The organism is Pseudomonas sp. GW821-FHT01E05 (assembly GCF_059422425.1).
The window spans coordinates 129,825-141,821 of the sequence record NZ_JBWKWW010000010.1; the positions used below are offsets into that span (position 1 = coordinate 129,825).

Below are 11,997 nucleotides of genomic sequence, written 5' to 3' on the forward strand. Positions count from 1 at the left end.
GCATCACTTTTAATAGAACAAGGAATGCGCAGTGAAAAGACTCTTTAGCGCCTCACTTTTGGCCGCTGGCCTGGCCTTGGGTAGCGTGGCTCAGGCCGCACCGACCCTGCTCAACGTTTCCTACGACGTGATGCGAGATTTCTACAAAGACTACAACACTGCCTTCCAGAAACACTGGCAAGCCGAGCACAACGAAAACATCACCCTGCAGATGTCCTTCGGCGGTTCCAGCAAACAAGCCCGGTCGGTCATCGACGGCCTGCCGGCTGATGTCATCACGATGAACATGGCCACCGACATCAACGCTTTGGCCGACAATGGCAAACTGGTTCCCGACAACTGGGTCACCCGCCTGCCGGACCACAGCGCGCCGTTTACCTCGGCCACCGTGTTCATCGTCCGCAAAGGCAACCCGAAAGCCCTGAAAGACTGGCCGGACCTGCTAAAAGACGGCGTGCAAGTCATCGTGCCGAACCCGAAAACTTCCGGCAACGGCCGCTACACCTACCTCTCGGCGTGGGGCTACGTACTGAAAAACGGCGGCGACGAAAACAAGGCCAAAGAATTCGTCGGCAAGCTGTTCAAGCAAGCGCCGGTACTCGACACCGGTGGCCGCGCCGCCACCACGACCTTCATGACCAACCAGATTGGCGACGTGCTGGTGACCTTCGAAAACGAAGCCGAAATGATTGCCCGCGAATTCGGTCGCGACCAGTTCGAAGTGATCTATCCAAGCGTCTCCGCCGAAGCAGAGCCACCAGTGAGCGTGGTCGATAAAGTCGTCGACAAAAAAGGCACCCGCGCCGCAGCGGACGAATACCTGAAGTACCTCTGGTCTCCAGAAGGTCAGGAAATCGCTGCCGCCAACTACCTGCGACCACGCGACCCGAAGGTCCTGGCCAAGTACACCGACCGCTTCCCGAAAGTCGACTTCCTCTCGGTAGAGAAAACCTTCGGTGACTGGCGAACCGTGCAGAAGACCCACTTCAACGATGGTGGAGTTTTCGATCAGGTCTACAGCGGGCAATAAGCGCTGGGCTCCCATGAAAAAGGCGACCTTCGGGTCAATGCCAGTCAGTTAAGGAATTTCAGGTTCAGCACTGTCCCCCGTAGCAGCTGCCGAAGGCTGCGTCCGACGGCGAAGCCATCGCAAATCCTGCTTCCACGATTTGTCTGGAATACCGCAGTGACTGTTTTACGACTGCTGCGCAGCCGGACGCAGGCTTCGCCAGCTGCTACGGTTCGCGTAATGTCTTAACTGACTGGCATTAACCTTCGGGTCGCCTTTTTCATGCCGGAAAGATGCTCACATCGGTGGCGTCACGCCATCCTTGCCGGCCGAAATCGATTGAGCAGTCAGCGTACCATCGACGCTTTGCGAGGCGAACAACACAACTTTGACCCCAACCTTGAGCAGGCTGCGATCGCCCGGAGCCAGGTTGACGATGGGCACGTCATCCGGCACCAGGATTGTCTGTTGGCCGCCCTTGTAATTGACCGTCAGGGTGCGCCCGTTGCTGACCACCAGATCACCGACGCTACCATTGGTCATGCTGCTGCCCTTGACCAGATCGAAGGGTCGATGGCCATCGCCGGTGCCAGCCATTTGTGGGGGGAACACATGAACTTCCAGCGCCTTGAGCGTCCCATCCGCCTGCGGCACCGCGGCCGAACCGATGTAGCTGCCAGGTTTAATGTCTTCGATGTTGGCCAGGGTCACCGCGCGCACCACGGTGTTCGGGGTGAGGTTGATGGTCACGTTTTCTCCGCTATTGGCGCGCACCTGCATCACGTCCCCGGCGACCTCGATGATTTCACCGCGTACGGCGACACGCATACCCGGAGCGTCCTGGGTCTGAGCGGCGCCTGCGGGCATCAATGCCAATAAAATGATGGCCCACGCCAGTGCCGTACTTCGTATCACGCTGCTGCAAATCTGATTCATGGGTTTGGCTTCCTGTGAGGAAACATCCAAGAGAGACGCTGGAGAGCCGGTCACATTCATAGAGTGTAGATAGCACAAGCAAGCTATCTAACGAGATTTGAGCGAATGTTTCATCGGACGCTGACGTCGGACACAGGTGAGCGGCGCGCCTTTGGTGCTGCGATCGCCAGTGCACTGCACGATCCGGGTGGGCGGTTGTGAATCGTGATCATCGGCAGCACGCTTGCGCCGTTGGCGTTGGTGCGGTTTTTGAGTGTATCCGGGAAAGGGTCGCTGGCGGCTGTGTAATGCTCAAAAGCTTCGCCAGCAAGCGAAGCGCCGCCCGGCCCTATCCTGCAAGTTCCGCGCCCCCCCATGAATCAGGGGGTACTCGGTGGGTGTAGGAACTGTCGCCAGGCTGCGATCCTTACCGGCCACGCAACGCGATTCAATCGTGGAACTGACGCCCCAATCCCGATGGCACGCCGTGGATATCCGTCTCTTCCCAAGGCCCGTTCGGGCTGACGGAGCGGCTCCAGCCGTTGTTCCAGCGGTAGTAAGTGCGCTGGCGGTAGAAGGTGTTGGTCTGATCGTCGAGGACGTAGACACCCAATCGCGCATCCCAATGGCTATTACCGCCCGGTGGTGGGGCGAAGCTGGCGGACGTGCGTGGCAGCGACTTGGCGGGTTTCGAGGGTGTCGTCGGCGTACCGGGCTTTTTTGCTGGAACCGGCTGAGTGCCCGGCCCCGAAGGCGGGATGGGTGGCAAGGTGGTCGGCTGCTGGACCGCACATGCGCTTAATCCCAGGACCAGACTGAGCAGAGTGATACGAGCGATGGTGGTCATAAGCGACTTCTCTGTTATTTATCCGGGCTGTCGATGGTCAGTTGTTGCGACGCTGTGGTGCTGCTGGCCAAGGGCTGGCTGCGACCGATCCATTCGCCGGCAGTCGGTTGGCCGGCGCGGGAGATGCGCGCAACCAGTTGGACTTCAGGGAAGTTCGACAGTTTCAACTGCGGCATCATCGCGTCGGCATCCCCCAACTCGACGGTCGCAGGCAAATCAGCAACGGTCAGACGCTTGGCGGCCAATGGCGCAGGTGGGCCGGAGGTGGCGCGGGCGAAGATGAATACACTGTCGCCCGGCTGGACCTTGGCTTTCAGATCCGCCGCCAGATCGACACGAACCTTGAGCAGTGCCGCAACCTTCGCCACAACCGCCGGGGCTTGAGCGACTTTGCCACCACTGGCCTGCAGTTTTTCACTGGCCCGGGCGATCCCGCCTTGCAGCGCAGTACGGGAGTTATCATCTGGCGGCAGTTGCGCCAGCAAACGATTCCAGTAGTCGATGGCGTCCTGATAACGCTCGCCTTCAAAGGCGGCGATGCCCAGCAGGCCAAGGCTGGTGACTTCTTTCGGGTCAGCCTTCAGCGCTTTGTCAGTCAGCGCCTGAACCTTGTCCGACCATTTTCTGTTATCGGCAAAGTACTGCGCCTGAGCCCATTGGCCGAGCAGTTCCGGCTGAGGACCGGCCAACGCCACGGTGCGCTCGAAGATCTTCGCCGCATCCGCCGGGCGATCCTGGGCCATGTAGGTTCGACCGAGGAAGTACAGGCCTTCAGCCGAGTCCGGCTGCGCGGCGACGGCACGCTCAAGACGGCGGGTCATCTCTTCCATTGATTGCGGCGCCTGGGCGAATTCGCGGGTCAGTTCGACCTTGTCGCTGGCACCGAAATGCAGGTACAGACCAAGGCCCAACACCGGCACCAGTATCGCCGCCAGCAACGGCAGCGGCTTGCCCAAACGCGAAACCCGCGCGGTGTCGGCGCCTTCGGTGTCGTTCAGCAGTTCACGGACCGCTTCCGCGCGGCCGGTGTCCATTTGCACTGGAGTGAGTACGCCCTCTTCCTGCTGAGTTTGCAACTCAGCCACGCGCTCCTGGTAAAGCACAACGTTCAGCGCGGTACGATCCTCTTCACGCTGGGCACGGCGGCCGCGTAAAACAGGGATCAGCAGAAAACTCAGGGCAACTGACAAGAGCAGACCTGCAGCGAGCCAGAAATCAATCATTCTTATCGTTATCCAAAAGTTGATCGAGGCGCTTGCGCTCATCAAAGGAAAGCGTATACGGGGCATCAGTGCGCTGTACGCGACGCCGGCGGATGATCACGCCAATGATCACCACACCACCGAGCAACAGCCCCGCCGGACCGAACCAGAGCAACGCGGTTTTCGAGGTCAGGGCCGGTTTGTAGCGCACGAAATCGCCGTAGCGATCGACCATGAAGTCGATGATCTGCTGATTGTCTTTGCCCTCGCCGAGCATGCGGAAAATCTCTTTGCGCAAATCAGCGGCAATCGGTGCGTTGGAATCAGCGATGTCCTGATTCTGGCACTTGGGGCAACGCAGCTCTTTGGTCAGCTCACGAAAACGCTCGCGGTCGCCGTCATTGGCGAACTCGTAAGTGTCGATCGCGGCGTGAGCCACACCTACGATGCTCAGGCCGAGAACGGCCGCGGCTATCCAGCGCTTCATGGCTTGGCCTCATCGACCAGCGCCTGATATTTGGCGGCCAGTTTTTCACGCCAGACCGCTTCGTCGATCACCCCCACGTACTTGTCGCGGATGATGCCTTTGCTGTCGACGAAGAAGGTTTCCGGCGCGCCATACACACCGAGGTTCAGGCCCAGTGAGCCCTCCCCGTCATGGATATCCAACTGATACGGGTTGTGAAACTCGCTCAACCACTTCAATGCCGCGGCATTGTCGTCCTTGTAGTTGATGCCGTAGATCAGCACGCCCTGTTGGGCCAGTTTGTTCAGCACCGGGTGTTCGACCCGGCAGGAAACGCACCAGGTGGCCCAGACGTTGACCAACGCCGGTTTGCCGATTAGATCGGCCCGGGTCAGGGTCTTGCTGTCTTGCACAGACCGCAACGAGAACGTCGGGAATGGCTTGCCAATCATCGCCGACGGCAGCTCGGCCGGGTCCAGGTACAGCCCTCGGTAGAGGAACACAGCCACCACCAGAAACAACACCAGCGGCAACAACATTATCCAACGCTTCATGCAGTGGCTCCCGACATGCCCAGTGCTTCCCGCACACGGCTTTTCACCTTGACCCGATAACGTCGATCCAGCGCCGCCAGCAAGCCACCAAGACCAGTGAGCAAGCCACCGAACCAGATCCAGCGCACGAACGGTTTGACGTGCACCCGGACCGCCCAGGCGCCATCGCCCAGAGGTTCGCCCAGGGCAACGTACAGGTCACGAGTGAAACCGGCGTCGATCCCGGCTTCGGTCATCATCGAGTTCTGCACAGTGTAGAGACGTTTTTCCGGGTGCAGCACGGTGACTTCCTTGCCGTCGCGAATGACACGAATAGCGCCTTTGTCGGAGGTGAAGTTCGGGCCTTCGAAGTGCCTGGCGCCTTCGAAGATGAAATGGTAACCGGCCAGGTCCATGGATTCGCCCGGCGCCAGACGCAAATCACGCTCAGCACTGTTCTGGCTGGAAAGCACCACGCCCAAGGCGCAGACCGCGATCCCAAGGTGCGCAACCTGCATGCCCCAATAGCTACGGGTCAGGGTTGGCAGACCTTTGATCAGGCCTTTGTGGCGGGTTTTGTCGAAGATGTCTCGCACACCGGCCAACAACACCCAGGCAGCGAGCATGAAGGTGGCCAGCACGGCCCAGTTGAAGTCGCCATATGCGATGCCGGCCACCACGGCCAGCGCGGCACTGCCGAGCAGCACCGGGGTGAGCATGCTCCCCAGCCATTTGACCGGGGTGTCCTTCCAGCGCACCAGCATCCCGACCGCCATCACCACCATCAGCAGCGCCATCAACGGAATGAACAGCGCATTGAAGTACGGCGGGCCGACCGACAACTTGGCGCCGGTCAGGGCATCGAGCACCAGCGGGTACAGGGTGCCGAGCAGAATCATTGACGCGACGACGACCAGTACCAGGTTGTTGCCCAGTAGCAGGGTTTCCCGCGACCACAGGTTGAAGCCGACATGGCTCTTGACCACCGGTGCACGCAACGCGAACAACGTCAGCGAACCGCCGACCACGAACAGCAAGAAGATCAGGATGAACACGCCGCGCGCAGGATCAGAGGCGAAGGAATGCACCGAAGTCAGCACGCCGGAACGCACCAGGAAGGTTCCCAGCAGGCTCAGGGAGAATGCGGCAATGGCCAACAGCACGGTCCAGCTTTTGAACACGCCACGTTTTTCGGTAACGGCCAGCGAGTGAATCAACGCGGTACCGACCAGCCAAGGCATGAAGGAAGCGTTTTCCACCGGGTCCCAGAACCACCAGCCACCCCAGCCGAGTTCGTAGTAGGCCCACCAGGAGCCGAGGGTGATGCCAACACCGAGGAAGGCCCAGGCGACGATGGTCCATGGCCGCGACCAGCGAGCCCAGGCCGCATCAAGACGACCGCCAAGCAAGGCAGCGATGGCAAAGGAGAACGCCACGGAGAAACCGACATAACCCATGTAGAGCATTGGCGGATGAACGATCAAACCAATGTCTTGCAGTAACGGGTTGAGGTCGCGACCGTCGGTAGGAACCTGCGGCAGGATGCGCGCGAACGGGTTGGAGGTGAGGATCAGGAACAGCAGGAAGCCAGTGCTGATCATGCCCATCACTGCCAGCACCCGCGCCAGCATCACTTGCGGTAACTGCCGGGAGAACACCGACACTGCGAAGGTCCAGCCACCGAGGATCAGCGCCCAGAGCAGCAACGAACCTTCGTGGGCACCCCATACGGCGCTGAACTTGTAGTACCAGGGCAAGGTGCTGTTGGAGTTACTGGCGACATAGGCGACAGAGAAGTCATCGGTCATGAAGGCGTAGGTCAGGCAGCCGAAAGCGAATACCAGAAAGGTAAACTGCCCCCAGGCCGCCGGCTGAGCCAGGCCCATCCACAGCCGATCACCGCGCCAGGCACCCAGCAACGGCACGATGGCCTGAACGATGGCAAAGCACAGGGCCAGGATCATTGCCAGGTGGCCCAGCTCGGGAATAAAGAGTGCGGAAGTCATCGATTAACCCTCTTTGGCTGGTGAAGGCGCCGACTGACCGCTGTCTTTCAGGGCCTTGCTCACTTCCGGCGGCATGTACTTCTCGTCGTGCTTGGCCAGCACTTCGTCGGCCACAACCACGCCATCACCATTGAGCTTGCCGAGGGCGACAATGCCCTGCCCTTCGCGGAACAGATCCGGAAGGATGCCGCGATACGTGATGGTGACGGATTTATTGAAGTCGGTGACGATGAATTTCACGTCCAGAGAATCCCCGGAGCGTTGCAGCGAACCCTTCTCGACCATACCGCCGGCACGAATGCGGGTGTCTTGCGGCGCTTCGCCGTTGACGATCTGGGTCGGGGTATAGAACAGATTGATGTTCTGCTGCAAGGCGCTCAAGGCCAGGCCAACGGCACTTCCGACCCCTACCAGGATCGCGAGGATGATCAATAGACGCTTTTTACGCAGCGGATTCACTTGCCGTTCTCCCGGCGCAGACGACGCGCCTCTTGTTGCAGATAACGTTTGCGGGCCAGGACCGGCGCCGCGACGTTGAGGGCCAGCACTGCAAAGCAGATGCCATAGGCTGACCAGACATATAAACCGTGATGACCCATGGCGAGAAAATCACCGAAGGATGCAAAATTCATCGTGCAGCCTCCAGAGTATTCAGCACCTGATCCTTGACCCAGCTGCTGCGGGCTTCACGCTTGAGCACTTCAAGGCGCATGCGCAACAACAGCACCGCACCGAAGAAACAATAGAAACCCAGTGCCGTCAGCAGCAGCGGCAGCCACATTTCGGCGGGCATGGCCGGTTTCTCAGTGAGACTGAATGTCGCACCTTGATGCAGTGTGTTCCACCATTGCACCGAGTATTTGATGATCGGTATGTTGATCACACCGACGATTGCCAGCACCGCACAGGCCTTGGCCGCGCTGTCACGATTGCTGATGGCATTGCCCAGCGCAATGAGACCCAAGTACAGGAACAGCAGAATCAGCATGGACGTCAGTCGTGCATCCCAGACCCACCACGAGCCCCAGGTCGGCTTGCCCCAGATCGCCCCGGTGAGCAGCGCCACGGCGGTCATCCAGGCACCGATCGGTGCTGCGCATTGCAGCGCGACATCGGCCAGTTTCATCTTCCACACCAGTCCGACAATGCCGCACACCGCCAGCATCACATAGCAGGACTGCGCCAGCATGGCGGCCGGGACGTGGATGTAGATGATCCGAAAGCTGTTGCCTTGCTGGTAGTCCGGCGGCGCGAACGCCAGGCCCCAGACCACACCGACGCCAATCAGCAGCAACGCCGCAACACTCAGCCAAGGCAGCAGTTTGCCGCTGATGCCGTAAAACCACTTGGGCGAGCCGAGCTTATGAAACCAAGTCCAGTTCATTACTGTTTCCATCACGGTTGCTGCTCGCTATCACGAGCCGCCAGGGTCTTTACTGATCAAAACTGACCAGACCTCATTATTCGCCGACGCTGATCTTCAGACTAGCGGCTATTGCAAAGGGTGTCAGGGTTATCGCCAAGGCAGTCAGGCTACCAAGCCACAGCAGATACCCGGTCGCCGGCATGCCCTGCAATGCCGCCTGCAAGGCGCCACTGCCGAGAATCAATACCGGGATGTACAACGGCAGAATCAACAGCGCCAGCAGGAGTCCACCACGCTTCAACCCAACCGTCAGCGCCGCGCCCACCGCACCGAGCAGGCTCAACACCGGTGTACCCAGCAACAGGGAAAGCAGCAACACCGGCAGACAGGCGGTAGGCAAACCGAGCATCAAGGCTAGTAACGGTGCGAGCAAAACCAGTGCCAGGCCGGAAAACGCCCAGTGTGCCAGTGCCTTGGCCAAAACCAGAAGAGGCAGAGGGTGCGGCGAAAGGACCCACTGCTCCAGTGATCCATCCTCGAAATCACTGCGGAAAAGCCCGTCCAGCGAGAGCAGGACGGACAATAAGGCCGCTACCCAGACCAGCCCCGGAGACAAGGTTTGCAACAATTGAGTCTCAGGACCGACCGCCAACGGAAACAATGCGATGACGATTGCGAAGAAAACCAGAGGGTTGGCCAGTTCCGCCGGACGCCGAAACAACAACCGCGCCTCACGGGCGACCAGTAGTCCGAAAACACTCATACGGCCCAGCGCCCCAAATCGATGTCACGATAACCGGCAGGCATGCGGTTCAAGGTGTGGTGAGTGGTCAACACCACCATCCCGCCCTTTTCACAGTGAACGGCCAGATGCTCTTCAAACTGCGCCACACCTTGTTTGTCGAGGGCGGTAAAGGGTTCGTCAAGGATCCACAGCGGTGGGCTGTCCAGATACAGCCGGGCCAGGGCCACGCGGCGCTGCTGACCTGCGGACAAGGTGTGACACGGCACATCCTCGAAACCGCGCAAGCCCACCGCTGCCAGCGCTTCCCGGATGGCCTCATGGCTGGCCGGCTGATGCAGGGCGCAGAGCCAGCTGAGGTTTTCTTCCGGGGTCAGCAAATCCTTGATCCCGGCAGCGTGGCCGATCCACAGCAGGTTGCGCGCCAGTTCGCTGCGCTGCGCGGTCAACGGCTGGCCATTGAGCAGCACCTGGCCGCTGGTCGGATGCATCAACCCGGCGAGCAGGCGCAGCAGACTGGTCTTGCCGCTGCCGTTGGGGCCGCTGATCTGCAACATGTCGCCGCCCGCCAGACGAAATTCGAGGTTTTCGAAGAGCATCCGCCAGTCTCGCTCACAGGCGAGCGCTACGGCTTCTAGAAGAGGGCTGGTCAAGAGATCGCGGGCCTTTACGGTTCAAGTCGGCGGTGGAACGGCCGTTATAGTGATGCAGAATAGATGTATTAGCGGCCTGTACTAGAGAGCTGCGTCAAACATTTGCGATGTTTTTAGCACTCCGCTGATAACGGGGCGGCATTATACATGCTGTACCCCGCCCTCAAGAGGGCAATTTCCACAGGCTGCGACCCGATGACAGGCGAAATGAACATCCTCCCGCTGCCGCAGCCAAGCCCCGGCGTCATGCGCCCGGCCGTGGTGAGTGGTGAGTTGCTCACGCTTGCGCAACCGCTGGAAGGCTTGATCGCCGCTGGGCAAACCGCCAAGGCTGAAGTGCTGTCGCTCAAACAAGCGGATCAGACTTTTCAGTTGCTGCTTAAGGTCACCCTCGACAGCGGTCGCCAGACCACGGTTCAGGCCACCAGCAACCAGCCGCTGCCGCAAGGCACCAGCCTGGCGGTGAGCCAACCGTCGGCCGGCAATCTGGCGATCACGGTGCAGCAGGCCATCGCCTCTAACGTCGCCACCCTCACCCGCCTGGACACTTCACAATTACCGGTCGGCACCTTGTTGCAAGGCAAGGTACTGACCACCCAACTGATGCCGCAAGCCACTGGCCAACCGGCGGTGTATCGCTCGCTGGTGAGTTTGCTCAACACCGCGCTCAGTGGTAGCACCTTGAGCATTGACAGCCCACAGCCGTTGCGCATCGGCACGTTGCTCAGTGCCATGGTCCAGGATTCGCAAACCCTCAGCTTCGTGCCGCTGAGCAGTCGCCAGGAACAGCTGGCCGTGGCGCAACAATTGATCGCCCAACAAAGCCGCCAGGGCTCGCTGGACGGGCTGATCAACGCGCTGCAAAACCAGGTGCCGTCCGACGCGACATCGGCCGACTTGCGCGCCGCGATCGACCAGTTGCTGGCCGGGTTGCCGGACGCTCAGCAACTGAGCACGCCAAAAGGACTGGCCCAGGCACTGGTCAACAGCGGTCTGTTCCTTGAAGCGAAATTACTCGCCGGTCAGAACCCGTCGCTGACACCGGACATGAAAGGCAATCTGCTGCGATTGATTGCGCAAATCACCCCCGACCTGCCGGGCAACACCAGTTTCAACGCGATCATCGCCGCCAATACCCTGGCTCAGGTGCTTCCAGGTTTTGTACGCAGCGCCCTCGGCACCCTCGGTCAGGTCAGCGCCAAACCCCAGCCAACCAGCTTCCCTCTACCCTCACGCTTACTGCAAAGCCTGGAGGGCGAAGGCGACCTGGAACACTTGCTGCGTTTAGCCGCTGCGGCCGTTTCGCGCCTGCAAAGCCATCAACTGTCGAGCCTGGAGCAGACGGGTATCACCGCCAATGGCAATCTACAAACCACTTGGCAGCTGGAAATCCCCATGCGCAACCAGCAAGACATTGTGCCGCTGCAGGTCAAGTTCCAGCGCGAAGACGCATCGACAAAGGAACACAACGAAAAACCCGCCGAGCGCGAGCCAAAACAGCGGTTGTGGCGAGTTGAGCTGGCCTTCGACATGGAGCCCCTCGGGCCGCTGCAGGTTCAGGCGCAGCTGGTTTCGGGAAAGCTCTCCAGCCAGCTCTGGGCCGAACGCCCCTACACCGCCAGCCTGATCGAGAGTCATTTGGGCAGTTTGCGCGCCCGGTTATTGGCGTCGGGGCTCAATGTAGGCGACCTGAATTGCCACCTCGGCACTGCGCCCCAAGGCAATCAAACCCGTCTCGAACAACGCTGGGTCGACGAAACCGCATGAAAAACTCCACCCCACCCCGCCAGGCCATCGCCCTCAAATACGATGGCCACCAGGCCCCGACCCTCACCGCCAAGGGCGACGACGAACTGGCCGAAGCGATCCTGAAAATCGCCCGCGACTATGAAGTGCCGATCTACGAAAACGCCGAGCTTGTAAGACTATTGGCAAGAATGGAACTGGGTGACAGCATCCCGGAGGCGTTGTACCGGACCATCGCCGAGATCATCGCCTTTGCCTGGAACCTGAAAGGCAAGTTCCCCGAAGGCCATGACCCGCAGGCGCAGAGGGTGGAGCGGGATGTGACAGATCGCGGGGAGGATTATTGATCAGCAAGATGAACGCAGGCCCCGTAGCAGCTGGCGAAGCCTGCGTTCGGCTGCGCAGCAGTCGTAAATTCACTGCTTGCGGTATATCAGGATAACCGAGGCGGCCGGATTGCGACCGCTCCGCGGCCGAACGCAGCCTTCGGCAGCTGCTACGTTGACCGCGTC

14 protein-coding genes are annotated in these 11,997 nt (G+C 60.1%); 3 read left to right on the forward strand and 11 right to left on the reverse strand.

The window, feature by feature from the left end; translation table 11 throughout:
* Positions 1–31: 31 nt before the first annotated feature.
* A complete protein-coding gene (locus AC07W5_RS21860; RefSeq protein ID WP_494994181.1) occupies positions 32–1,030 on the forward strand; it encodes a sulfate ABC transporter substrate-binding protein in 999 nt (332 codons plus the stop codon).
* Between the two features lie 276 nt (positions 1,031–1,306).
* Here AC07W5_RS21860 and AC07W5_RS21865 read toward each other — a convergent pair whose 3' ends face one another.
* The 11 genes from AC07W5_RS21865 to ccmA form a co-directional block, all read right to left on the reverse strand.
* Entirely contained in the window at positions 1,307–1,876 is a 570-nt protein-coding gene (locus AC07W5_RS21865; RefSeq protein WP_494994293.1) for a hypothetical protein, read from the reverse strand.
* 496 nt (positions 1,877–2,372) lie between these two features.
* Positions 2,373–2,771, reverse strand: a complete 399-nt coding sequence (locus AC07W5_RS21870) for a hypothetical protein (protein ID WP_495024319.1) — start codon at positions 2,769–2,771, stop codon at positions 2,373–2,375.
* A 14-nt stretch (positions 2,772–2,785) separates the two neighbouring features.
* Positions 2,786–3,994, reverse strand: a complete 1,209-nt coding sequence (gene ccmI / locus AC07W5_RS21875; RefSeq protein ID WP_495024320.1) for a c-type cytochrome biogenesis protein CcmI — start codon at positions 3,992–3,994, stop codon at positions 2,786–2,788.
* The gene (locus tag AC07W5_RS21880; protein ID WP_495024321.1) at positions 3,987–4,460 is read right to left on the reverse strand and encodes a cytochrome c-type biogenesis protein; all 474 of its coding nucleotides are present in this window, start codon (positions 4,458–4,460) and stop codon (positions 3,987–3,989) included. The genes ccmI and AC07W5_RS21880 overlap by 8 nt, the downstream gene beginning before the upstream one ends.
* A complete protein-coding gene (locus AC07W5_RS21885) occupies positions 4,457–4,993 on the reverse strand; it encodes a DsbE family thiol:disulfide interchange protein (RefSeq protein ID WP_495024322.1) in 537 nt (178 codons plus the stop codon). The genes AC07W5_RS21880 and AC07W5_RS21885 overlap by 4 nt, the downstream gene beginning before the upstream one ends.
* Positions 4,990–6,978 carry a heme lyase CcmF/NrfE family subunit gene (locus tag AC07W5_RS21890; RefSeq protein WP_494994186.1) on the reverse strand — a complete coding sequence of 663 codons (1,989 nt, stop codon included), beginning with the start codon at positions 6,976–6,978 and terminating at the stop codon, positions 4,990–4,992. The genes AC07W5_RS21885 and AC07W5_RS21890 overlap by 4 nt, the downstream gene beginning before the upstream one ends.
* Before the next feature lie 3 nt (positions 6,979–6,981).
* A complete protein-coding gene (ccmE, locus tag AC07W5_RS21895) occupies positions 6,982–7,437 on the reverse strand; it encodes a cytochrome c maturation protein CcmE (protein WP_494994187.1) in 456 nt (151 codons plus the stop codon).
* Positions 7,434–7,610: a heme exporter protein CcmD gene (gene ccmD / locus AC07W5_RS21900; RefSeq protein WP_494994188.1), complete on the reverse strand. Its 177-nt coding sequence runs from the start codon at positions 7,608–7,610 to the stop codon at positions 7,434–7,436. The genes ccmE and ccmD overlap by 4 nt, the downstream gene beginning before the upstream one ends.
* Entirely contained in the window at positions 7,607–8,362 is a 756-nt protein-coding gene (locus tag AC07W5_RS21905) for a heme ABC transporter permease (RefSeq protein ID WP_494994189.1), read from the reverse strand. Before AC07W5_RS21905 ends, ccmD begins: the two co-directional genes overlap by 4 nt.
* A gap of 76 nt (positions 8,363–8,438) precedes the next feature.
* Positions 8,439–9,107, reverse strand: coding sequence for a heme exporter protein CcmB (ccmB, locus tag AC07W5_RS21910; protein ID WP_494994190.1), 669 nt, complete (start codon positions 9,105–9,107; stop codon positions 8,439–8,441).
* The gene (gene ccmA / locus AC07W5_RS21915) at positions 9,104–9,685 is read right to left on the reverse strand and encodes a cytochrome c biogenesis heme-transporting ATPase CcmA (protein ID WP_494994191.1); all 582 of its coding nucleotides are present in this window, start codon (positions 9,683–9,685) and stop codon (positions 9,104–9,106) included. Before ccmA ends, ccmB begins: the two co-directional genes overlap by 4 nt.
* 249 nt (positions 9,686–9,934) lie before the next feature.
* Between ccmA and fliK the strand changes: the two genes are divergently transcribed.
* Both fliK and AC07W5_RS21925 read left to right on the forward strand, forming a co-directional pair.
* Positions 9,935–11,506 carry a flagellar hook-length control protein FliK gene (gene fliK / locus AC07W5_RS21920; RefSeq protein WP_495024323.1) on the forward strand — a complete coding sequence of 524 codons (1,572 nt, stop codon included), beginning with the start codon at positions 9,935–9,937 and terminating at the stop codon, positions 11,504–11,506.
* Complete coding sequence (locus AC07W5_RS21925; RefSeq protein WP_495024324.1) at positions 11,503–11,832, forward strand: EscU/YscU/HrcU family type III secretion system export apparatus switch protein; 330 nt, start codon at positions 11,503–11,505, stop codon at positions 11,830–11,832. The genes fliK and AC07W5_RS21925 overlap by 4 nt, the downstream gene beginning before the upstream one ends.
* The last annotated feature ends 165 nt before the right edge of the window (positions 11,833–11,997 follow it).

Bases quoted from the DNA above. Each gene is read 5' to 3' on its own strand.
- ccmA (WP_494994191.1), bottom strand. From the start codon at position 9,685: ATGCTCTTCGAAAACCTCGAATTTCGTCTGGCGGGCGGCGACATGTTG.
- AC07W5_RS21905 (WP_494994189.1), bottom strand. From the start codon at position 8,362: ATGAACTGGACTTGGTTTCATAAGCTCGGCTCGCCCAAGTGGTTTTAC.
- AC07W5_RS21880 (WP_495024321.1), bottom strand. From the start codon at position 4,460: ATGAAGCGCTGGATAGCCGCGGCCGTTCTCGGCCTGAGCATCGTAGGT.
- ccmI (WP_495024320.1), bottom strand. From the start codon at position 3,994: ATGATTGATTTCTGGCTCGCTGCAGGTCTGCTCTTGTCAGTTGCCCTG.
- AC07W5_RS21870 (WP_495024319.1), bottom strand. From the start codon at position 2,771: ATGACCACCATCGCTCGTATCACTCTGCTCAGTCTGGTCCTGGGATTA.
- AC07W5_RS21890 (WP_494994186.1), bottom strand. From the start codon at position 6,978: ATGACTTCCGCACTCTTTATTCCCGAGCTGGGCCACCTGGCAATGATC.
- AC07W5_RS21885 (WP_495024322.1), bottom strand. From the start codon at position 4,993: ATGAAGCGTTGGATAATGTTGTTGCCGCTGGTGTTGTTTCTGGTGGTG.
- AC07W5_RS21865 (WP_494994293.1), bottom strand. From the start codon at position 1,876: ATGCCCGCAGGCGCCGCTCAGACCCAGGACGCTCCGGGTATGCGTGTC.
- AC07W5_RS21925 (WP_495024324.1), top strand. From the start codon at position 11,503: ATGAAAAACTCCACCCCACCCCGCCAGGCCATCGCCCTCAAATACGAT.
- ccmB (WP_494994190.1), bottom strand. From the start codon at position 9,107: ATGAGTGTTTTCGGACTACTGGTCGCCCGTGAGGCGCGGTTGTTGTTT.
- fliK (WP_495024323.1), top strand. From the start codon at position 9,935: ATGACAGGCGAAATGAACATCCTCCCGCTGCCGCAGCCAAGCCCCGGC.
- ccmD (WP_494994188.1), bottom strand. From the start codon at position 7,610: ATGAATTTTGCATCCTTCGGTGATTTTCTCGCCATGGGTCATCACGGT.